We start from the raw sequence: 20,239 nt of genomic DNA, 5'->3' as shown, positions 1-20,239 counted from the left end.
GTCAGCTTTCAGGTAAGGGATAGGGATGAGCGAGCAGCATCGCGCGGCCATGGCCGAGCGCGATTTCGAGGCGGCCCCCGGTCTTGTCGGACTTGACCTCGTTGGAAATGGTCAGCGACGAACCGAACGCCACCTTGACGTGAGCGAGCGGCCATTTGGCGCCGGTGACGGTCAGGCCGTCGAGCTCGGAAAAGCCGAGCACCGAAAACAGCGTGCCGTCGGCATAGTCGAAGCCGGCCGTTCCGCGCAGCAGGGGGATGCCTTCCTGAGCGCCGCTGGTCAAAAGCACGTCCGTTCCCGCCTCCGCCAGCCGCAGGGCGAGCGACAGATGCAGAAAAGCGTGGTCGGCGCGCTTGCCGCCAAAGGCGCCGGCCAGCACCAGGCGGGTCGCGCCGCGCTCCAGTGCCGCGGCGACGGCAAGTTCGCCATCGGTCTGGTCCTTTTCCGCCGGGAAGGTCCGGCGCGGCACGGAAGCGAGATCGTCCGGCAGGTTCGCCGGCACCGAATCGAAATCACCCACCCACAGCTCCGGCACGAGACCCAGCAACCGCGCATGACCGATGCCGGCGTCGGCGGCGATGACGCGGGAGCCTTTGACCTGACGGTCGAGCCGTGGCGTACGGATGAGATCGCCGCCAAGCAGGATGGTGAATGTGCTCATATCGTGTGGCCCTTACCAGCCCGGCACGGGAAACGGAAGGCGGCAAACTCCCGCTTGCATGGCGGATCGGCCCGGCCTATGTGTCGAAACGCTCTAACGGGGTGCCGGACGCGATCTTCGCGGACCGGCTGAGAGGCAGTCTCGCCAACCCGCTGAACCTGATCCGGTTTGTACCGGCGGAGGGATTAGACGTTTCGGACAGTCCGACGCCTCAATTCCTTTCAATTCAAACGAAGGAGGCGCCGATGCGCACGCTTTTATACGCTCTTGTTTCAGCAACGGTCGTGGCCTTGTCCGGGCCCGCCTTGGCCAAGGACAAGCTCACCGTCTACACCTATGAGAGTTTCACCGCCGACTGGGGTCCGGGTCCCGTGGTGAAGAAGGAGTTCGAGGCCGAATGCGGCTGCGACGTCGACTTCGTCTCGGTCGCCGATGGCGTCGCGCTGCTCAACCGCGTCAGATTGGAAGGCGCATCGACCAAGGCCGATATCGTGCTTGGCCTGGATACCAATCTCACCGCCGATGCCAAGGCGTCAGGCTTGTTCGCGCCGCATGGCGCGGTGACGGATGTCAATGTGCCGGGCGGCTGGAGCGACGACACTTTTGTCCCCTTCGACTACGGCTATTTCGCTGTCGTCTACGACACGCAGAAGATGAAGACGCCGCCGGAGAGCCTGAAGGAGCTGATCGAAGGCAGTGCCAACGACAAGATCGTCATCCAGGACCCGCGCACCTCGACGCCAGGCCTCGGCCTGCTTCTTTGGGTCAAGTCGGTCTATGGCGACAAGGCACCCGAGGCCTGGGCCAAGCTCAAGGCCAAGGTGCTGACCGTGACGCCGGGCTGGAGCGAGGCCTATGGGCTGTTCACCAAGGGCGAGGCGCCGATGGTGCTGTCCTACACGACGTCGCCAGCCTACCACATGGTCGCCGAGAACACGGAGCGCTACCAGGCGGCCTCCTTCGAGGAGGGCGAGTATCTGCAGATCGAGGTGGCGGGTATCACCACGACAGGAGCCAAGAATCCGCTGGCGGCCAAGTTCATGGCCTTCATGACCGGGCCGAAATTCCAGGATGCCATCCCCGAGACCAACTGGATGTTCCCGGCAGGCAAGACCGACAAGCCGCTCAATCCGGCCTTCGACAAACTGGTCAAGCCAACGAAGACCTTGCTGTTCAGCCCGCAAGAGGTCGCTGCCAACCGCGAGGCCTGGGTCGATGAATGGCTGGCGGCGATGAGCAAGTAGGCAGCGCGATGGCGCCGGCGCATTCCACGGATTCCCGCGTCAGTGCCGGCATTGTCGCGCTCGCTGCAATCGCGCTGCTGATCGGCGGCGCGTTTGCCGGCCTGCTTTTCGAGGGCGCCCATGATTTCTCGGGCGCCTGGGCAGCCTTCGATCCCTATCTGCTTCGCGTCATTCGCTTCACGCTCTGGCAAGCGGTCCTGTCGACGCTGCTTTCGGTCATCCCGGGGCTGTTTGTGGCGCGCGCTCTGTCGCGGCATCCACGTTTCTTCGGCCGCGCCTTCATCCTGCAGATCTTCGCCGTGCCATTGGCGCTGCCGGCCATCGTTGCAGCGCTCGGCATCCTGGCGCTTTATGGCCGTGCCGGCTATTTCGCCGGCGTGCTTGCCGTTATCGGCGGCGGAAGCTGGCCGGGCATCTATGGCCTGTCCGGCATTCTCGTCGCCCATGTCTTCTTCAACCTGCCGCTGGCGACGCGGCTGTTCCTCGAGGCGCTGCAGACCATACCGGCCGACCAATGGCGGCTGGCGAGCCAACTCGGCATGGCGGCCCGGCCGGCGTTCCGGCTGATCGAATGGCCAACGCTGCGCGCCGCACTGCCCGGCGTCGCCGGGCTGGTCTTCATGCTCTGCATCACATCCTTCACGATCGTGCTGACGCTCGGCGGCGGGCCGGCCGCGACGACGCTTGAGGTCGGCATCTACCAGGCGCTGCGCTTCGATTTCGATCCCGCGCGGGCCGTTGCACTGACGCTGCTGCAGATCGCCTTGACCTTTATCGTGGTGCTGGCACTGACGCGGCTAGGCGCCAATGTGGTCGGCGACACCAATTTGCCGGTCGCGCAACGCCGCTATCTTTCGGTCAATCGGAGCGAGACCTGGTTGAACGCGCTACTCATCGTCCTGGCGCTGCTGTTCGTTGTCGGGCCGATGGCGGCAACCGTGATGGCCGGATTGAGTGCCGATCTCGCCCGCTTGGCCGGCGAGGCCACTGTCCGGCAGGCAACGCTGACCAGCGCGGCGCTCGCCTTCCTGTCGGCGCTGCTTTCGGTGATGCTGTCGCTGGCGCTGACCATGGCGCGGCGGGCACTGGCGCTGAACCGCCGTGCCGGCGCAAAGACACTGCTCGAACACGCCACCGATACAGGCGCCGGTTTTGTCCTGGTCGTGCCGCCGATCGTCGTCGGCGCCGGCTGGTTCCTGTTGTTGCGCCATGTCGGCGATGTCTTCGCCATCGCTCCGGTCATGGTCGTCACCGTCAACGCGGTGATGGCGATGCCGTTTGCGCTCCGCGCCGTGCGTCCCGCCTATGATGCAGCGAGCGAGCGTCACGAACGGCTCTGTGCACAGCTCGGCATTGCGGGCTGGAACCGGCTGATGCTGGTCGACTGGCCGTCGCTGCGGCGACCGCTCGCCACGGCCTTCGCTTTCGCCATGGCGCTGTCGCTCGGCGATCTCGGTGTCATTGCCTTGTTCGGCAGTGATTCCGTGCAGACATTGCCCTACCTTCTTCTGGCTCGGATGGGCAGCTACCGCACCGAGGATGCCGCCGGCCTCGCACTGCTGCTCGGCCTCGTCTGTCTCGCGTTGGTCGTGGCGGCGCACTGGCTGGGAAGGGAGGAGGTCCGTGATGCGTGAAAAGGCGGCCAACGGGCTCGCGAAGGGCGCGCCGGTGCGGCTGGACAAAGTGTCGTTCAGCTATGGCAGCTATGGCGAGGCGCCGCTTGTTTTCGATGTCGAGTTTGCCGCGGCGACGATCACCGCCATCATGGGGCCGAGCGGTTCGGGCAAGTCGACGCTGCTCAATCTGGTCGCCGGCTTCGAGACCCCACGGTCGGGCCGCGTGCTGATCGGCGGTGTCGATGTCAGCGCCGAGCCGGCCTCGGCGCGGCCGGTGTCGATGGTGTTCCAGGAGAACAATCTCTTCGCGCATCTTTCCGTCGAGCAGAATGTCGGGCTCGGCCGCTCGCCATCCCTGCGGCTGACCGAGGCGGACCGCGCTGCGGTCGCCGAGGCGCTTGCGCGCACCGGTCTTGCGGGCAAGGAGAAACGCCTGCCGCGCGAGCTCTCGGGGGGCGAACGCCAGCGCGTCGCCCTGGCCCGCGTGCTGGTGCGCGACCGACCGGTGTTGCTGCTCGACGAGCCCTTCGCTTCGCTCGGACCGGCTTTGCGCGACGAGATGCTGGACCTGGTTGCCGCCGTTCATGCCGAACGCGCCATGACAGTGCTGTTCGTCACCCACCAGCCGGAGGATGCACGCCGCATCGGCGAGCATATGGTGTTTGTCGACAATGGGTTGGTCGCCGCCACCGGCAAGGCTGATGATTTCTTTGCCGGGGCTGGTCCGGAGGCGTTCCGGCGCTATATCGGCGCGGGTGCCGGATATTCCACATCACGCGATGTTGCCCGGAAGCGGACATAATTTACGGTCAAACCGGCTCCAGGCGATGTGGCGTTTGCTTGCCATGACCGGGGGAGTGTGGCTAGGTCCGCCCTACCGGTCCGGCACAGGCCGTGATTTGCCTGCAGTATCCGGCGCCCGCCCCTGGGATGGGCCGCGGATACTGCAGCAGTTTGAGATATGGCACGTGAACATTCTGAAGATCGTCCCCGATTTTCAATGTCATGTGCCGGGACCCGAAAGGAAGCCGTTCTGGCGATCGGCGCTAACACATTGGGAATGAAACCGCTGGCGCGCTTTCTCGCGCTGGCCGGCTTTGCCGTGGCGTTGGCAAGCTGCCAGATGTTCACGCCGCCGGAGGTTCAGGAATCCGGCTTCCAGCCTTCCGACAAGCCGATCACGGTGGACAATGTCGGCGCCAACAACAAGCTCGCCGAATTGGCCAGGGCGCAGCATCCGCGCATCCTGGCGACCTATGGCGGCGAATATTCCGATCCCAAGCTCGAGCGCATGGTCGCCAAGGTGGTCGGTAGTTTGACGGTGGTGTCCGCCAACCCGACACAGACCTATCGCATCACCATTTTGAATTCGCCCAATGTCAATGCCTTCGCGCTGCCGGGCGGCTATCTCTACATCACGCGCGGCCTCCTGGCGCTGGCCAATGATTCGGCCGAGCTTGCCGCTGTCATCGCGCATGAGATGGGCCACGTCACCGCCAATCACGGCTTGCAGCGCCAGCAACTCGAGGCAGAGGAAGGCCTGGCGACCAAGGTGGTTTCCGATGTGCTCGGCGACAGCCCGACCGCCAAGGCGGCGTTGATCCGCGGCAAGCTGAGGCTCGCGCAATTCTCGCGCAACCAGGAGCTGGAAGCCGACGCCATCGGCATCAAGTCGATCGGCGAGGCCGGCTACGATCCTTTCGCCGCCGGCCGCTTCCTGCAATCAATGTCGGCCTACACGGATTTCCGCTCGATCAGCGGCGCCACCGACGCCAGCCTCGACTTCCTGGCCACGCACCCCAATACGCCGCAGCGCATCGATCTGGCGCAGCGCCATGCCCGCCAGTTCGGCGCGCCGGGCGTCGGCACGCGCGACCGCGATTCCTTCCTCGCCGGCATAGACGGCCTGCTCTATGGCGACACGCCGGAAGAAGGCTATGTGCGCGGCGAAACCTTCCTGCATCCGGGCCTTGGCGTTTCGTTCACGGTACCGGACGGCTTCATCATCGACAATTCGGCGGCAGCGGTGACGGCCACCGGCCCCGGCGACATAGCGATCCGTTTCGATGGCGTGTCGATCGACAAGAACCGGGCGCTGACGGACTATATCCGCAGCGGCTGGGTGGCTGGTCTCGTCGACAGCAGCGTCAGGCAGGAAACCATCAACGGCAACGAGGCAGCGACCGCGCATGCCGGCGCCGAAGGCTGGCAGTTCGACATTGCGGTGATCCGCGCCGGCGGCCAGGTCTACCGGCTGCTGACCGCGGCCCCTTCGGCCAGCACGTCGCTGGACACAATCGCCCGCTCGGTCAGCGGCTCGTTCCGGATCTTGAGTGCCGCCGAAAAGGCGGCGCTGAAGCCGCTGCGCATCCGCGTCGTCACTGTCCAGCCTGGGCAGACGATGGGTTCGCTTTCGGCGCAGATGGTCGGCGTCGACCGTAAGCTCGACCTGTTCCGCGTCCTCAACGCGCTGTCGCCTGGTGCCGCGGTTTCGGCCGGCGACAAGGTCAAGATCGTCACGGACAAGTAGGCACCTCCGGACGCCGGCCGCCGTTCAGGCGGCAGTCGCCATGAACTCCGGATTCTGCTTCACCAACGCGACCTTCAGCTTTTCCATGGCGCGGGCCTCGATCTGGCGGACGCGTTCCTTGGAGATGCCGAGGGTTTCGCCGAGCGCTTCCAGCGTCGCGCCCTCGTCGTTAAGCCGGCGTTCCTCGATGATCCTCAACTCCCGTGCGTTGAGCGCGCGAAGCGCCTCCCTCAGCCAGAGCGAGCGGCGCGCGACATCGATCTTGTCGCCGACGATCTCGTCGGGCAGCGGATCGTCCGAGACCAGGAAATCCATGCGCTCGGTCGAACCCGCATCGTCGGCAACCGGCATGTTGAGTGAGGAGTCGGGAGCCGACAGCCGCGAATCCATCATCGCCACGTCGGCTTCGGAGACGCCGAGTGCTTCCGATACTTCGCGATAGAGCGTTGCGTTTGACAGTGGCTCGGCGCCATTCGCCAGCCGCGCGCGCAGGCGTCGCAGGTTGAAGAACAGCGCCTTCTGCGCCGAGCTGGTGCCGCCACGCACGATCGACCAGTTGCGCAGGATGTAGTCCTGCATCGAGGCCCGGATCCACCATGTCGCATAGGTCGAGAACCGCACCTCGCGCTCCGGCTCGAAGCGGGCGGCGGCCTCGAGCAGCCCGACATGACCCTCCTGGACCAGGTCGCCGAGCGGCAGGCCGTAATGGCGGAATTTGGAGGCCATGGAAATGACCAGCCGCATATGCGCGACGGTGATGCTGTGCAGCGCGTTCTGGTCGTTGTCCTCTTTCCAGAGCAATGCAAGCCGATGCTCTTCGTCACGTTCGAGGTAGGGAGCCTTCATTGCCGCGCGGACCATGATCCGTCCTGCCGTGTCTTCCATCATGAGGCGCTCCCTGGGTGGTGCGGATGACTTTGCAAACTTGGCTGGCGCCCGGGTTGAAATGGCGGCGTCGTGCCCTAGAACAGCCAGAACTGCCATGCGCGGGAAAGGTTCCGCGACCGTGGCTGCGGGATTGTGTTGCCCGACGGGCTCCGGGGATGATCCGCGACAGTTCTGGTGCCGGCTGGAAAGCGCCAGTTTGAGTATCCGATTTCAGAAACGGGTTGTTTTTGGAATTCTGTTCCTTATTTTTTCGGCTTGCATCTGTCAGTTTCCATCGCTCACAATATGCCGGTCGGCCGGCCAAGGACGGGATCACAGAAAAATGAAATGGCTCAAGTCGCTCATCATCGCCGGAACGCTGCAGGCCTTGGCTGTCACCGCAGGCCATGCCGGCGCCAATCTCGACCAGATCAAGCAGGCCGGGGTCATCAAGGTCGGCACGGAAGGCACTTATGCGCCATTCACCTATCATGACACTTCGGGCGCACTGGTCGGCTTCGACGTCGAAATCGCCAAGGCGATCGCCGACAAGCTCGGCGTCAAGGTCGAATTCCTCGAAGGCAAGTGGGACGGGCTGATCGCCGGCCTCGACGCCAATCGCTATGACGCCGTCATCAACGAGGTCGGCATCACCGATGCCCGCAAGGCCAAGTACGACTTCTCCGATCCTTACATCGCCTCCAAGGCGGTGCTGATCGTGCGCGGCGACAACACAGACATCAAGACCTTTGCCGATCTCAAGGGCAAGAAGTCGGCGCAGTCGCTGACCTCGAATTTCGGCAAGCTGGCCGAAACGAACGGCGCCGAGCTGGTCGGCACCGATGGCTTCGACCAATCGATCCAGCTGCTTCTGACAGGCCGTGCCGACGCCACGATCAATGACAGCCTGTCGTTCCTCGACTTCAAGAAGCACAAGCCCGACGCCAATGTGAAGATCGCCGCGCAAGAGGAAAACGCCGACTATTCCGGCGTCATCGTGCGCAAGGGCGATCCGGAGCTGGTCGCGGCGATCAACAAGGCGCTGGCCGACATCAAGGCCGACGGCACCTATAAGAAAATCTCCGACACCTATTTCGGCCAGGACGTTTCGAAGTAATCTATGAGGCGGGCCGCTCCGCGGCCCACAGGACATATCGAGCGGCGAGCCGTCTTTGACGGTCCGCCGCTTTTGTCGTGATATGTCGCGCCTCGACGAAGCCTCGACTTATTTGGAGGATGTTACGTGCCGCACTGGCTGCAACTGATGCTGGAGTCGCTGCCTTCGCTGTTGTGGGCGGCGCTGATCTTCACCGTGCCGCTGACGCTGTTGTCCTTCGTCCTTGGGCTGACCGTTGGGTTGGGTGCGGCGCTTGCCCGGCTGTTTGGTCCGAAACCGCTGGTCGCGCTGGTGCGCTTCTATGTCTGGATCTTCCGCGGCACGCCGCTGCTGGTGCAGCTGTTCCTTATCTTCTACGGCCTGCCGTCGGTCGGTATCCTGCTCGACGCCTTCACGGCGGCGTTGATCGGCTTCACGCTCAACATCGGCGCCTACACGTCGGAAATCATCCGCGCGGCCATAGGCTCGGTGCCGAAGGGCCAATGGGAAGCCGCCTATTCGATCGGCATGACCTGGAGCCAGGCGATGCGGCGCACCATCCTGCCGCAAGCCGGCCGGGTCGCGGTGCCGCCGCTTTCCAACACCTTCATCTCATTGGTCAAGGATACGTCGCTGGCCGCCGCCATCACCGTGCCGGAGATGTTCCAGGCGGCGCAGCGCATCGTCGCCACCACCTATGAGCCGCTGATCCTCTATGTCGAGGCGGCGATCCTCTATCTGGCGCTGAGTTCGGTGCTGTCGGCCTTGCAGACGCGGCTGGAGACCCGGCTCAACCGCTATGGCGGCTTCCTGGAGGCACGCTCATGATCGGCCTCAGCAACATCGAAAAGCGCTTTGGCGACAATCTCGTGTTGAAGGGCGTGACGGTCACCATTGCCGAAGGCAGCGTCACGGCGCTGGTCGGCCCGTCGGGCGGGGGAAAGAGCACCCTGCTGCGCTGTATCAACCTCCTGGAGATCCCGACCTCGGGCACGGTGCGCATCGGCGACGAGACGCTCGAATTCCATCCTGGTGGCAGGGTTCCGGCCAGGGATATCCAGCGCCTGCGGCTGCAGACCGGCATGGTGTTCCAGAACTTCCAGCTGTTTCCGCATCGCACCGCGATCGAGAACGTCATGGAAGGGCTGGTGACGGTGCTGAAATGGGCGCCTGAGAGGGCACGCGAGCGGGCGCTGGCTCTGCTGGAGAAGGTGGGGATGGCGCACAAGGCCGACGCCTGGCCGGCGACGCTGTCGGGCGGCCAGCAGCAGCGCGTGGCGATCGCCCGCGCCTTGGCGCCGTCGCCGAAAGTGCTGCTCTGCGACGAGCCGACCTCGGCACTCGACCCGGAACTGGCGCAAGAGGTGGTCGACGTGCTTGGCAAGCTCGCCAGTGAAGGCACGACCATGGTGATGGCGACGCATGATCTGCGCCTCGCCTCCAAGATCGCCAAGGAAGTGGTGTTCCTCGATGCCGGCGTCGTCGTCGAGAAGGGACCGGCCGCGGTGCTGTTCAACAATCCGGAGCAGCAACGGACGAAGCGGTTCATTGCGACGCTGAAGCAGGAGGCTGAGAAGGAAGGCGGCGGCGGGTAGGCGCGGCCTAGGGTCTGTAGAATTCGGGCGATGGCCCCGAAGGCGCGCCGGTTCCGGTATATCTTGCCGGATGCGCGAGCAGGCCGTCAGCCATCCTTCGGCATATCGGGCCTTGCCGCCAGCAGCCGCTGAAATTTCACCGTCAGATCTCCCCCGAAATCGCGGCTCTTCATTTGCAGGTTCAGATATGATGGCTGACGAGCGCCACGCCAAGTCCGATGAGGATCGAACCGCATGTCTTGGGGATCACCCATCCGGCGCCAGTGAACCGGCCAACGGCGAGCGAGGCGATGCCGACCGCCGCAAGGTCGGCCATCGAGAAGATGAGATTGACGATGATGCCGAGGATGAGGAACTGCAACCCGACGGCCATGCCGGCTGACGGATCCACGAACTGCGGCAGGAAGGTCAGGAAGAACAGTGCCGTCTTGGGATTGAGGATCTCGACGACCATGCTGTCGCGAAATGTGTTCGGGGCCGGCCTGGCACCATCCTCACCCATCCGGTTCCAGCCCAGGAACATGGCAAGGCCCAGCGAAATGAGATATGCGGCGCCCGCCCATCGGATCACCAAGAAAGCGACCGGCGCGTGTTCCATCAGTGCGGCGAGCCCGACCGCCGCGGCCAGGATGTGCACGTAACAACCAAGATGGACACCCAGTGCCGCCATCAATCCCGCCTGACGGCCATGGGCCAGCGTCTGCGCTGTCATGTAGAGAATCGCCGGTCCTGGCATGCAGGCGAAGGCGAGCGTTGCGAGGGCGAACGGAATCCAGAGATCCAGCGATGGCATGACAGCTCCTCCCATGATCAAGCCGTGGGAGGAGTAGGCCGGGGGGCAGGCCGAAAACATACGGCGGATGCCGTATTTGGATGATGATCGGGTTTGGCTAATCTGCCGATGGTTAAGGGGACGTTGCCGGGTCGCCCATTGTAGCGGCTGCGATATCAGCCGGTGGGCAATCCCAGACGAACCGCGTAGGCGGTCAGTTCGGCGGTGTTGTGGAGACCGAGCTTGCCCATCAGATTTTCGCGATGTTTGCGAGCGGTCGGCAGGCTGATGCCCAGTCGTTCGGCGATGTCGCGCGTGATCATGCCTTGCGCCACCAGTTGAAGGATCTGCCGTTCGCGCCGCGTCAGCGGTACCGGGGACAGGATTTCCTGCGCGGCTATCGGCTCGCTGTCCCTGCCTATATCGCTGACCGCGAAGCGAACGGTTTTCGCCAGATAGGTGCCTCCGTTCTTGACCGCTTCGATGGCAGCGCCGAGTTCCTCGGGATCGCCATCCTTGGTCAGGTAGGCGTTGGCGCCGGCGCTGAGCGCGGCGCGTACTGTCCTCGGCTCGACATTGGCCGTCAGCACCACGATCCGCAGGCGTGGCGCCAAGGTCCTGATGGTGGCGATAAACTGCATCCCGGCCACACCCGGCATGCCGAGGTCGAGGATCAAAAGGTCGGCGCGCGTGCTTCGCAGCTGGCCAAGCAGCGCCTCGCCATCCGCAGCCTCGGCGACGACCGAGACATTGTCCATAGCCGAGATAAGCAGCTTCAGCCCCTCGCGCACGATGGCATGGTCGTCGGCGAGTATGGCGGTGAGCGAGCGGTTCATCGGGGCACCATCCAGGGCTGCAGCGGCGTATATGGATCGATCGCCAACTTATGCGAAACAGGTTGCCGGTAGATCAACGGTACCGGGGAAGACCGGCCGGAGAATTACTTGGGACAATTGGAGGGATTCGATGCAGGAAGACAAGATACGCCAGGCCCTGGTCGAACTCCTGTATCGCAATTCCTACGGCGTGGTCATCTCCAACATCGTGATCTCGATGGCGGCGGTCTATGTTCTGAGAACGGCCGTTTCCGCCAATTGGCTGACCGGCTGGCTGGCGGCGCTGTATCTGCTGACGGCTATCCGGGTGCTGGCGTCGCGCCGTTTTTTCAGCCGCTCAAGGGATCGCGGCTCGATCTTGCGCTGGGCATGGCTGGCCACGGCGTTTTCCTGTATGTCGGGCCTTCTGTGGGGGGTGCTTGGCTGGGTCGGCTTTATGCCCGAGGCGCCGATCGTGCTGTCCTTCACGGTTATCGTCCTGACTGGTCTCGTCTGCGGTACGGTGCCGTCGCTGTCGGCCTTTCCGCCGGCGCTGGTCGGTTCCATCCTGGCCACGGTGGTTCCGGTCGCCTTGCGCTGCTTGACCACCCAAAGCGATATTTCCGGCGCCTTCCTGTTCCTGCTCGCATCGCTGGTGGCGATCAATTTCTACTACTGCCGTATCACCTACCGCATGCTGCGCGAAACCGTCAGCCTGCGACTGGAGAACGAAACGCTGGTCGAGCACCTGCAAGAGGAACGCGACAGGGCGCAGACCGCCGACCGTGCCAAGACGCGTTTTCTGGCGGCGGCGAGTCACGATCTGCGCCAACCGATCCATGCCCTGAGCCTGCTGGTCTCGACGCTTGCCATATTGGGGCAGCGCGGCGACGTACCCTCCGGCGAGGCGCGCGATCTGGCCAGCCGGGCGAAATCGGTTGTCAGCAACTTCAGTGGGCTGCTCAACGCTTTGCTCGATATCTCGCGGCTCGATGCGGGCATCGTCACGGTCACGAGCGAGGCGGTGCCGCTGCGCGACCTCTTTGGTGATCTTCGCAATGAATTCGCCGCCGAGGCAAAACAACGCGGACTTACGTGGCGCGTGGTAGACAGCAGTCTCTACGTCGACAGCGACCCGATGATGTTGAAGCGCATCCTCAACAACCTGGTCTCGAATGCCCTTCGCTACACCAAGCAAGGTGGTGTCCTGCTGGGCTGTCGCCGGCGCGGCGCATGTGTGGAGATACAGGTCCTCGACAGCGGCCCCGGCATCCCCGCCGATCAGCAGGGGATGGTCTTCGAGGAGTTCGTGCAGTTGCAGAACCCGGCGCGGGACCGCACGCAAGGCTTGGGACTCGGGCTCGCCATCGTTCGCCGCACCGCCGAGCTGTTGGGGCACCCCCTGAAATTGGCTTCGACGTCCGGGCGCGGTTCCCTGTTTTCCATCACCGTCGCGAAGGCCGGCGCGGTGCAAGCTCGCTTGGAGGTCGACACGACATCGCCGGCCAGCAGTGCCGCCGGCATCATGGTGGTCGAGGACGAGGGCGACGTTCTCGATGCCATGGTGCGCTTGCTCAGCCTGGAGGGACATCGTGTCTATCCCGGCCGCTCCGCCGCAGAGGCGCAGGAGGCCCATACGGCGGCGCTGGCTGCCGGCGATGCGCCGGTCGACCTGATCATCGCAGACTACCGTCTCGAGAATGACACCACCGGCACCGACGCGATCCGTGCGCTTCACGCCCATATCGGCCGGCTTGTCCCGACCATCATCATTACTGGCGATACGTCGCCGGCGCGCCTCAAGGAGATCAGCGCCAGCGGCAGCCGCATCCTGCACAAGCCGATCGCCGACGAGGAATTGCGCGAGACCATTGCCGCGGTCTGCTTTGGCGGCAAGGCGATAAGTGGCGACACACGTTAAAACGAAACGCGCGCTCGACGGCTCGGCGCGCCGGCAAGCCGCGATGCAGCACGCTGGTGCGCAGGGCCTACCAACATCGAAGCTGCCGCCCGAAAGCAAAAGAGGCCCCGGTCAAACCGGAGCCTCCAATCGTTTCACGCAGGATTTCTCGAAAGGTGAGAAAGATCAGGCAGCTTCTTCCTGCTCGGCCTCTTCATTGTCGGCCTTGGCGCCACGCTTAGGGCCCTTGTTGAGGTTGACCTCGATCAAGCGCACGGCTTCGGTTTCCGACATGCGGTTGACGGCCGCGATCTCGCGGGCCATGCGGTCGAGCGCCGCCTCGTAGAGCTGACGCTCGGAATAGGACTGCTCCGGCTGGTTGTCGGCGCGGTAGAGGTCACGCACGACTTCCGAGATCGAGATCAGGTCGCCCGAATTGATCTTCGCATCATATTCCTGGGCGCGGCGCGACCACATGGTGCGCTTGACGCGGGCGCGGCCCTGCACGACCTTCAGCGCGCGTTCGACATAATCCTCTTCCGACAGCTTGCGCATGCCGATGGAGGTCGCCTTGGCGACCGGCACCTTCAGGCGCATCTTGTCCTTCGAGAAGTCGATGACGAACAGTTCCAGCTTGTGTCCAGCAACTTCCTGCTCGTCGATCGAGACGATCTGGCCGACGCCATGCGCCGGGTAGACAATGTACTCGCCGGTCTTGAAACCGTGACGCGCAGCGGTGGACTTCTTCTGCGGGGTGATCGTTGCCATTGCGCACTGAACTCCTTGTTGTGGTACCGGCGTCCTGCCGGCCCGAACTCGCGCGATCGGAGAAACCGACCGTTAGCCGCACAACAGATGAACCCATCGGAAAAGCCGGACCGGCAAACCGCAACATCGCGACCGCCTGGCCCAGATCGCTCTGGTCCGAATGGGATTTTCACCTTTCAGTGATTTGGGGCGTCTGCGCCATAAATCGACGTTGTGTCACCGGCATGTTTCGCTGATGTAACACAAAAAGTCGGAAGAATCAAGGTTTTGCTGCATACGCGAAGGCCACAACCCGGCGCCGGCTGTCAAGCCGGTTAATGTGACGTGCCTCTTACCCTGCGTAATACCGGCCTTTCCGGCCGTATTGTCAATCGCCTTCGCCGGGCTCGGCGGAGAAGTATTTCTCGAACTTGCCGGCCTCGCCGTCGAAGGATTTCGCGTCTGCCGGCGGTTCCTTCTTGGCGGTGATGTTGGGCCATTTCTCGGCATATTCGGTATTGACCTGCAGCCATTTGTCGAGGCCGGGCTCGGTGTCGGGCTTGATCGCGTCGGCCGGGCATTCCGGCTCGCAGACACCGCAGTCGATGCACTCGTCGGGATGGATGACGAGCATGTTCTCGCCTTCGTAGAAACAATCGACCGGACAGACCTCGATGCAGTCCATGTATTTGCATTTGATGCAATTGTCGGTCACGACATAGGTCATCGGTCGGCTCCGGGACGTCCCATTTTGTTGGGCTTTTTCCGTCAGGTAACGCCTTTGGCCGCTGCTTGCAAGGGCAGCCATTCCTGTCGGCATCAGCGTTTCGAAATGGAATTCCAGGCAGCCGGCGCCCCAGAGGCCGGCGACCTCATGCAGGGCTTCCTGTTTGCCGGGTTCAGTTTTGCTTCAAACACGTCGTTATCCTGGCAAGCGCCGCCTGTTTTTGGACGCCAGGCATCAATCTTCGCCGAGCAATCGGTCGGTCTGGCGACGTTCCTTCTTGGTCGGGCGGCCGCTGCCGGCCTCGCGCAGCCCCGGAATTGCATCGGGAGGGGCTTCGCCCTTCGGTGCGGGCGGTGGCGACATATCCTCGTAGAGCGTACGGGCTTCCTCGGCCGGGCCGCGTCGCGCACCCGCGCCGAGGACCTTCCAGATGAAGATGCGCCGCTCGAGCGTGATGGTCAGGACGTCGCCTGGCTTGACCTGATCGGAAGCCTGCGCTGCTTTGTCGCGATTGATGCGGACCCGGCCGGCGACGACCAACTTCGCCGCCAGCGAGCGCGATTTCACGACGCGGGAGAAGAACAGCCATTTGTCGATGCGCTGGCGGCCTTCGGCAACCATCGAAGCGAGCCGGGTTCTACTTCTTCAATTGGTCGCGCAGAGCGGCGAGCTTGGCGAAGGGCGAATCCGGATCGAAACGCACCGGGCGCTCCTCGCGCGGCTTTGGCTGGAAGGCGGGCTTGCCGCCTTGCGGACCACCCTTGCCATCCGGCCTGCCACCCTTCCAGTCGGGACGGCCTTCGCGGCGGTCGGGACGCTCGCCCTGCGGCCTGTCACGTCGCTGTTCGCCTTCGGCCTGCGGCTTGGGTTTGAACTTCGAGCGGTCGAAGCGCGGCTTGCCGGCTCCATCGCGCCGTCCTTCATGGGCCGGACGCTCTCCGGGTGCAGCGGCGTTCGGTGCGCCGGCGTCCGCAGGCGCATCGCTTCGGCCGCGCGCTTGTCCGTTGCGTGGGCGATTGTTCCTGCGGTTGTCGTCGCGGTTGCGCGGGCGCTGTTCGAAACGACCCTGACGCCACAACAGGATGGGTTTTGGCGCTTCGGCTTCCGGGGCGGGTTCCCCGGTGGCTGCTTCAGTCACCGTCACGGGTTCGTCCGGCGCGGCGTCCGTTGCCGGCGCGGCATTTGACACCAGCTCGGCCGGTGCAACTTTTTCTGCCGCTGCGGCTTCAGTCTCGGCAGCTTCAGCCTCTGCCTGCGGTTCAACCGGTGCCGGTTCAGCAGCAGCCTCGGCAACAGGCGCTTCGTCTTGCACGGTTTCGACCGGAGCGTCCGCCTGTTCTCCCACGGCAGGCGCAGCAGGTTCCGCCGCGGCGTCGGAGGTCATTTCGGCCGCCGTTTCCGAAACGGCCACTGCGTCCGATGCCGGCTCCGACCCTTCGACTGCTGCCTCTGCTGCGGCGTCCGCCGCCTTGGTCTGCTCGGCTCGTGCAGCCTCTTCCGCCGCAAGCTTCGCCATCGCTGCTTCGCGCGCGGCATTGTCCTGTGCTTCGAGCCGCGCCTTGACCTCGACGGCCGGCTTCGGCTCGGCACGGTAGCCGAGACCTTTGAGGATCTCTTCCATGTCGTCCGCGGTGGCGCCGAGGATCGACATCATCGGCGGCGTCACCATGAAGGACTGGCCGTCATAGGCGCCGTCCGGGCGCTGGCCGAGGCCGGGCTTCCAGTTGGTCGCCGGACGGATCAGATCCGCCAGCCGTTCCAGGATGTCGATGCGCACGGCGCGACGGCCGAGATTGCGGTAGCCGGCAAGCTTGTAGAAGGTCTTGTCGAAGGCGGGGTCGATGACCACCGAGGTGCGACCCGAGGCGAGCGCATGGACCACGTCGCCAAAACCTGGCTTGTCCTTGCCGTCGTTCTTCAGCGCCCACAGCAGCGTCACCAGCCCGGCAGGCGCCGGCTTGATCAGCGCCGGCACGAAGACATGGTAGGCGCCGAAGCGCACGCCAAGCCGGCGAAGGGCTGCGCGGCCTTCCTGGTCGAGCGACTTCATCTCCTCGGCGATGTCGCGGCGGTTGATGAGGCCGAAATTCTCGACCAGCTGGAAGGCGATGCCACGGCCGATGCCGGAAATCTGGTCGGCATTTTTCAAGTCGACCAGCGGCTTCAGCAGCGACTCGATCTGGAAATTGACGAAACGCTCGGCACGCGCGGCGACCTTGTCGCGCGCCGGGCCGGTCAGCTGTTCGTCGGCCAGCAGCACCAGCCGCGGCTTCAGCGCGTCTTCGCCTGATACAAGCGTGCCGATCGGCGCACCGATCCAGCGCAGCGTGCCATCCGACCCGAGCGCGATATCGCCATTGGCCGAGGCGCCGAAGCGTTCGGCGCGCGCCTCGAACTCGGCGGCCAGCGCCTTCTGGGCAGCGGTGCGCACCGCCTTGGCGTCTTCGCCGCCGGCGGTCTGGTCGGCGGTGAAGCGGAACCCTTGCAGCTCGCCGACATGGTGGCCTTCGACAAGGACGGTTCCGGTAGAACTAATTTCGGCTTCAGGCATGGTATTTTCTCTAAGGCGCCGCATGAGGACGGAAGTCCTGCGGTCTACGAAGCGTTTCGTCAACCGCTCATGCAGCGCATCCGACAATCTGTCTTCGATTTCGCGCGTCTTTTCCTGCCAGTGTGCCTGATCGGCCAGCCAGCCGGGCCGGTTCGAGACGAATGTCCAGGTGCGGATCTGGGCAATGCGATGCGAGAGCGTATCAATGTCGCCCTCTGTTGTGTCGGCGCGGCGCACCTGCTCGGCCATGTAATTCTCGTCGACATGGCCGTGGCGTGCGAGGTCCGTGTAGATCGAGGCAATGAGGTCGGCATGTTGGGCCGGCGCGATCCTGCGGTAGTCGGGCAGCGCGCAGGCTTCCCACAGCAGCGCCACGCGCTTGGCATTGGTGGTGAGTGCGCGGATGTCCTCGTCGCGCGACAGATGCTCGAGCGCCTGTGCATCGACGGCAGGCAATGCCCGTGTCAGTCCCTCGACCGGGGCGTTGGTTTCGATCGAGCGCTTCAGCGCGTTGAGGCTGGCAAAGTCGAAATGTGCGGTGCGCCATTGCAGCACCTTCACCGGGTCGAAGTCGTGGCCTTCGATCTTCTTGATCAGATCCTCGTCCAGCGGGTCGACCTGGCCGGTGACACCGAACGTGCCGTCGCGCAGATGCCGGCCGGCGCGGCCGGCGATCTGGCCAAGCTCGGCCGCCGTCAGATTGCGGTACTGGAAGCCGTCGAACTTGCGATTCTGGGCGAAGGCGACGTGGTCGAGATCGAGGTTGAGACCCATGCCGATGGCATCGGTGGCGATGAGGTAGTCGACATCGCCGGACTGGAACAGCGCCACCTGGGCGTTGCGGGTGCGCGGCGAGAGCGCGCCGAGCACGACGGCGGCACCGCCCTGCTGGCGGCGGATCAACTCGGCGATGGCGTAGACCTCGTCGGCGGAAAAGGCGACGATCGCCGTGCGCCGCGGCAGGCGGGTCAGCTTCTTGGAGCCGGCATAGGCAAGATGCGACAGCCTCGGCCGCGTCACCACCGAGACACCCCTCAGCAGGCGCTGCAGGATACTTTGCATGGTGGCGGCGCCCAGCAGCAGCGTTTCCTGGCGGCCGCGCAGGTGCAGGATGCGATCGGTGAAGATGTGGCCGCGCTCGAGGTCGCCGGCGAGCTGCACCTCGTCGATGGCGACGAAGGCGGCGTCGGTCTCGCGCGGCATGGCCTCGACGGTGCAGACCGAATATTTGGCGCCCGGTGGCTGGATCTTTTCCTCGCCGGTAATCAGCGCAACCTTGTGGGCGCCGACCTTTTCGCAGACGCGGGCGTAGACCTCGCGCGCCAGAAGCCTGAGCGGCAGGCCGATGATTCCACTCTCATGCGCCACCATGCGCTCGATGGCGAGATGGGTCTTGCCGGTGTTGGTCGGCCCGAGCACGGCGGTCACGTCGCGGCCCGACAGGATCAGCGGCTCAGTGTGTTTGGGCTGGATGTTCATCAACCTAGAATAAGGCTTCCGGGACCTGGAGATAAGGCTTCTGGCCTCTGGTTGTCGGGAGCGTGCCTCAAATGGGCGCGTATGACAGGCGACACATAGGGATTTCGGGCGCGAAGCGAAAGCGGAATGTTCCGTCGGCGGCTAGAAGGTGGTTCTGTCAAGCTCTCAATCAGATGCGGATTAACGGATAGAACGAGTCTGGAACGAATCGGCGACGAATCAGTGACTCCTGCAGATTCAGCTTTTGTTCACGGCTATATGTGGATTTCGCGACCACGACACGCACCACATGCTGAATCGCTGAACTGGCCCGTTTCGTGCTAAGAGGGCATTGCCATTAACCTTTGTCGATAAACGATCACAGTGGCTTGGCATGCCTCGACCAAGGTTATGAAATTGTTGATCTTTCTTAATCCGCGTTAAGCAACTAGCAGGCGATTCCGGCTGTCGTCGTTAACGTTCAGCTCAAAGCCGGAACGAATCGGCGACGAATCAGCGATAGCGGAATTTTCCCGTTTTGTTCACCCCAATATCTTGTGTTGTGAACAGCTTATCCACCGAGAATCCACAGGCTTGGAAGCAGGTTTCGCACAGGCCGGCCGGGCCGCTGTTAACCTCTGCGTGCCGGATTGGGTCAGCAGCCGTGCTGTCACTTCGAAGGACCATGGCGCCAACGAAAACGGGCCGGCGCGCCGGCCCGTCGATCTCTGCGCCTACATCGCCGTCGTCAGGCGAAATACTGGCCGCCATTGGCCGTAATGGTCGAGCCGGTGATGAAGCCGGCATCTTCGGATGCGAGGAAGACGACGCAGCGCGCGATTTCCTCGGGCTCACCGAGGCGGCCGACAGGAATCTGGGGAATGATGCGCTCGTTGAGCACCTTCTCGTCGATCGCCTTGACCATCTCGGTGGCGATATAGCCGGGACAGATGACGTTGACCGTGATGCCGGCGCGCGCCCCCTCTTGGGCGAGAGCCTTGCTGAAACCGATATCGCCGGCCTTGGCGGCGGAATAGTTAACCTGGCCGGCCTGGCCCTTCTGGCCGTTGATCGAGGAGATGGTGATGATGCGGCCGAACTTGCGGTCGCGCATCCCGCTCCACAGCGGATGCGTCATGTTGAAGACGCCGGACAGGTTGGTGTCGATGACCTCTTTCCACTGCTCGCGCGTGATCTTGTGGAACATGGCGTCGCGGGTGATGCCGGCATTGTTGACCAGCACCGAGACCGGGCCGAGATCGGCCTCGACCTGCTTGATGCCGGCGGCGCAGGCATCATAGTCGGCGACCGACCATTTGTAGACCGGAATGCCGGTCTCAGCCTTGAATTTCGCCGCTGCGGCATCATTGCCGGCATAGTTCGCCGCAACCGAATAGCCGACGGTCTTCAATGCGATCGAGATCGCCGCGCCGATGCCGCGCGATCCGCCTGTGACGATTGCTACCTTGGTCATGCATTTCCCCTTTTTTGATATCGCCCTGTTGTCGGGCTTGGCAGGCACTGGATACAGAACGGGCGGCTAAAGCGCGTCGCGCTGAAGTAGGTTCAGGCGATGCGCTTCAGCTGTTTGGTTTTATGCATGTCGGTGTTCCCAAAACCGCTGCGCACTTTTGGGCGACATGCATGCACGCCGCCCGTT

Annotated in this window: 17 protein-coding genes and 1 riboswitch; of the genes, 8 read left to right on the top strand and 9 right to left on the bottom strand. The window is 63.8% G+C overall.

Annotated elements, in window-relative coordinates:
* Window position 1: 1 nt before the first annotated feature.
* Entirely contained in the window at window positions 2-661 is a 660-nt protein-coding gene (locus LB519_RS03685; RefSeq protein WP_027162509.1) for a thiamine diphosphokinase, read from the bottom strand.
* Window positions 662-748: 87 nt separating this feature from the next.
* A riboswitch (TPP riboswitch) is annotated at window positions 749-863 on the top strand.
* A 43-nt stretch (window positions 864-906) separates the two neighbouring features.
* Here LB519_RS03685 and thiB point away from each other — a divergent pair.
* The 4 genes from thiB to LB519_RS03665 all read left to right on the top strand — a co-directional run bounded on the left by thiB (window position 907) and on the right by LB519_RS03665 (window position 6,051).
* Window positions 907-1,905 carry a thiamine ABC transporter substrate binding subunit gene (gene thiB / locus LB519_RS03680; RefSeq protein ID WP_224618744.1) on the top strand — a complete coding sequence of 333 codons (999 nt, stop codon included), beginning with the start codon at window positions 907-909 and terminating at the stop codon, window positions 1,903-1,905.
* 8 nt (window positions 1,906-1,913) lie between these two features.
* Complete coding sequence (gene thiP / locus LB519_RS03675) at window positions 1,914-3,539, top strand: thiamine/thiamine pyrophosphate ABC transporter permease (protein WP_224619136.1); 1,626 nt, start codon at window positions 1,914-1,916, stop codon at window positions 3,537-3,539.
* A complete protein-coding gene (gene thiQ / locus LB519_RS03670) occupies window positions 3,532-4,323 on the top strand; it encodes a thiamine ABC transporter ATP-binding protein (protein WP_027162507.1) in 792 nt (263 codons plus the stop codon). Before thiP ends, thiQ begins: the two co-directional genes overlap by 8 nt.
* Window positions 4,324-4,581: 258 nt before the next feature.
* Window positions 4,582-6,051 carry a M48 family metalloprotease gene (locus LB519_RS03665; RefSeq protein ID WP_024502938.1) on the top strand — a complete coding sequence of 490 codons (1,470 nt, stop codon included), beginning with the start codon at window positions 4,582-4,584 and terminating at the stop codon, window positions 6,049-6,051.
* A gap of 24 nt (window positions 6,052-6,075) precedes the next feature.
* Here the strand turns inward: LB519_RS03665 and LB519_RS03660 are convergent, their stop codons facing one another.
* Window positions 6,076-6,939 (bottom strand): RNA polymerase factor sigma-32, encoded by an 864-nt coding sequence (locus LB519_RS03660; protein WP_027162506.1) that lies wholly within the window; start codon window positions 6,937-6,939, stop codon window positions 6,076-6,078.
* A 322-nt stretch (window positions 6,940-7,261) separates the two neighbouring features.
* On the opposite strand from LB519_RS03660, the gene LB519_RS03655 reads away from it, so the two are divergent.
* From LB519_RS03655 to LB519_RS03645, 3 genes are all read left to right on the top strand, one after another.
* A complete protein-coding gene (locus tag LB519_RS03655; RefSeq protein ID WP_013529173.1) occupies window positions 7,262-8,035 on the top strand; it encodes an amino acid ABC transporter substrate-binding protein in 774 nt (257 codons plus the stop codon).
* 126 nt (window positions 8,036-8,161) lie between these two features.
* Window positions 8,162-8,842, top strand: a complete 681-nt coding sequence (locus LB519_RS03650; protein WP_013529174.1) for an amino acid ABC transporter permease — start codon at window positions 8,162-8,164, stop codon at window positions 8,840-8,842.
* Entirely contained in the window at window positions 8,839-9,609 is a 771-nt protein-coding gene (locus LB519_RS03645) for an amino acid ABC transporter ATP-binding protein (RefSeq protein WP_013529175.1), read from the top strand. The genes LB519_RS03650 and LB519_RS03645 overlap by 4 nt, the downstream gene beginning before the upstream one ends.
* A gap of 181 nt (window positions 9,610-9,790) precedes the next feature.
* Here the strand turns inward: LB519_RS03645 and LB519_RS03640 are convergent, their stop codons facing one another.
* A complete protein-coding gene (locus LB519_RS03640; protein ID WP_024502939.1) occupies window positions 9,791-10,402 on the bottom strand; it encodes a LysE family translocator in 612 nt (203 codons plus the stop codon).
* 155 nt (window positions 10,403-10,557) lie between these two features.
* Window positions 10,558-11,217 carry a response regulator gene (locus LB519_RS03635; protein ID WP_224618742.1) on the bottom strand — a complete coding sequence of 220 codons (660 nt, stop codon included), beginning with the start codon at window positions 11,215-11,217 and terminating at the stop codon, window positions 10,558-10,560.
* Between LB519_RS03635 and LB519_RS03630 the strand changes: the two genes are divergently transcribed.
* Window positions 11,195-13,117 carry an ATP-binding protein gene (locus tag LB519_RS03630; protein WP_224618740.1) on the top strand — a complete coding sequence of 641 codons (1,923 nt, stop codon included), beginning with the start codon at window positions 11,195-11,197 and terminating at the stop codon, window positions 13,115-13,117. The genes LB519_RS03635 and LB519_RS03630 overlap by 23 nt on opposite strands.
* Before the next feature lie 165 nt (window positions 13,118-13,282).
* Here the strand turns inward: LB519_RS03630 and LB519_RS03625 are convergent, their stop codons facing one another.
* The 5 genes from LB519_RS03625 to phbB form a co-directional block, all read right to left on the bottom strand.
* Window positions 13,283-13,864 carry a CarD family transcriptional regulator gene (locus LB519_RS03625; protein ID WP_013529179.1) on the bottom strand — a complete coding sequence of 194 codons (582 nt, stop codon included), beginning with the start codon at window positions 13,862-13,864 and terminating at the stop codon, window positions 13,283-13,285.
* Between the two features lie 367 nt (window positions 13,865-14,231).
* On the bottom strand, window positions 14,232-14,570 hold the full coding sequence (gene fdxA / locus LB519_RS03620) for a ferredoxin FdxA (protein ID WP_013529180.1): 339 nt from the start codon (window positions 14,568-14,570) through the stop codon (window positions 14,232-14,234).
* 234 nt (window positions 14,571-14,804) lie between these two features.
* Window positions 14,805-15,191, bottom strand: a complete 387-nt coding sequence (locus LB519_RS03615) for an RNA-binding S4 domain-containing protein (RefSeq protein WP_013529181.1) — start codon at window positions 15,189-15,191, stop codon at window positions 14,805-14,807.
* Between the two features lie 16 nt (window positions 15,192-15,207).
* Window positions 15,208-18,600 (bottom strand): helicase-related protein, encoded by a 3,393-nt coding sequence (locus tag LB519_RS03610; protein WP_224618738.1) that lies wholly within the window; start codon window positions 18,598-18,600, stop codon window positions 15,208-15,210.
* A gap of 727 nt (window positions 18,601-19,327) precedes the next feature.
* Window positions 19,328-20,053 (bottom strand): acetoacetyl-CoA reductase, encoded by a 726-nt coding sequence (gene phbB / locus LB519_RS03605; protein WP_013529183.1) that lies wholly within the window; start codon window positions 20,051-20,053, stop codon window positions 19,328-19,330.
* Window positions 20,054-20,239: the final 186 nt, after the last annotated feature.

This window comes from Mesorhizobium sp. AD1-1 (assembly GCF_020164655.1).
Lineage (GTDB): Bacteria > Pseudomonadota > Alphaproteobacteria > Rhizobiales > Rhizobiaceae > Mesorhizobium > Mesorhizobium ciceri.
Note: the sequence above shows the minus strand (reverse complement) of the source record. Positions and strands in the feature narration are given on the sequence as shown.

Excerpts from the sequence above, each read along its gene's own strand:
- LB519_RS03685 (WP_027162509.1), bottom strand. The coding sequence starts at position 661 with ATGAGCACATTCACCATCCTGCTTGGCGGCGATCTCATCCGTACGCCA.
- thiB (WP_224618744.1), top strand. The coding sequence starts at position 907 with ATGCGCACGCTTTTATACGCTCTTGTTTCAGCAACGGTCGTGGCCTTG.
- thiP (WP_224619136.1), top strand. The coding sequence starts at position 1,914 with ATGGCGCCGGCGCATTCCACGGATTCCCGCGTCAGTGCCGGCATTGTC.
- thiQ (WP_027162507.1), top strand. The coding sequence starts at position 3,532 with ATGCGTGAAAAGGCGGCCAACGGGCTCGCGAAGGGCGCGCCGGTGCGG.
- LB519_RS03665 (WP_024502938.1), top strand. The coding sequence starts at position 4,582 with ATGAAACCGCTGGCGCGCTTTCTCGCGCTGGCCGGCTTTGCCGTGGCG.
- LB519_RS03660 (WP_027162506.1), bottom strand. The coding sequence starts at position 6,939 with ATGATGGAAGACACGGCAGGACGGATCATGGTCCGCGCGGCAATGAAG.
- LB519_RS03655 (WP_013529173.1), top strand. The coding sequence starts at position 7,262 with ATGAAATGGCTCAAGTCGCTCATCATCGCCGGAACGCTGCAGGCCTTG.
- LB519_RS03645 (WP_013529175.1), top strand. The coding sequence starts at position 8,839 with ATGATCGGCCTCAGCAACATCGAAAAGCGCTTTGGCGACAATCTCGTG.
- LB519_RS03640 (WP_024502939.1), bottom strand. The coding sequence starts at position 10,402 with ATGCCATCGCTGGATCTCTGGATTCCGTTCGCCCTCGCAACGCTCGCC.
- LB519_RS03630 (WP_224618740.1), top strand. The coding sequence starts at position 11,195 with ATGGCGGTGAGCGAGCGGTTCATCGGGGCACCATCCAGGGCTGCAGCG.
- LB519_RS03635 (WP_224618742.1), bottom strand. The coding sequence starts at position 11,217 with ATGAACCGCTCGCTCACCGCCATACTCGCCGACGACCATGCCATCGTG.
- LB519_RS03625 (WP_013529179.1), bottom strand. The coding sequence starts at position 13,864 with ATGGCAACGATCACCCCGCAGAAGAAGTCCACCGCTGCGCGTCACGGT.
- fdxA (WP_013529180.1), bottom strand. The coding sequence starts at position 14,570 with ATGACCTATGTCGTGACCGACAATTGCATCAAATGCAAATACATGGAC.
- LB519_RS03615 (WP_013529181.1), bottom strand. The coding sequence starts at position 15,191 with ATGGTTGCCGAAGGCCGCCAGCGCATCGACAAATGGCTGTTCTTCTCC.
- LB519_RS03610 (WP_224618738.1), bottom strand. The coding sequence starts at position 18,600 with ATGAACATCCAGCCCAAACACACTGAGCCGCTGATCCTGTCGGGCCGC.
- phbB (WP_013529183.1), bottom strand. The coding sequence starts at position 20,053 with ATGACCAAGGTAGCAATCGTCACAGGCGGATCGCGCGGCATCGGCGCG.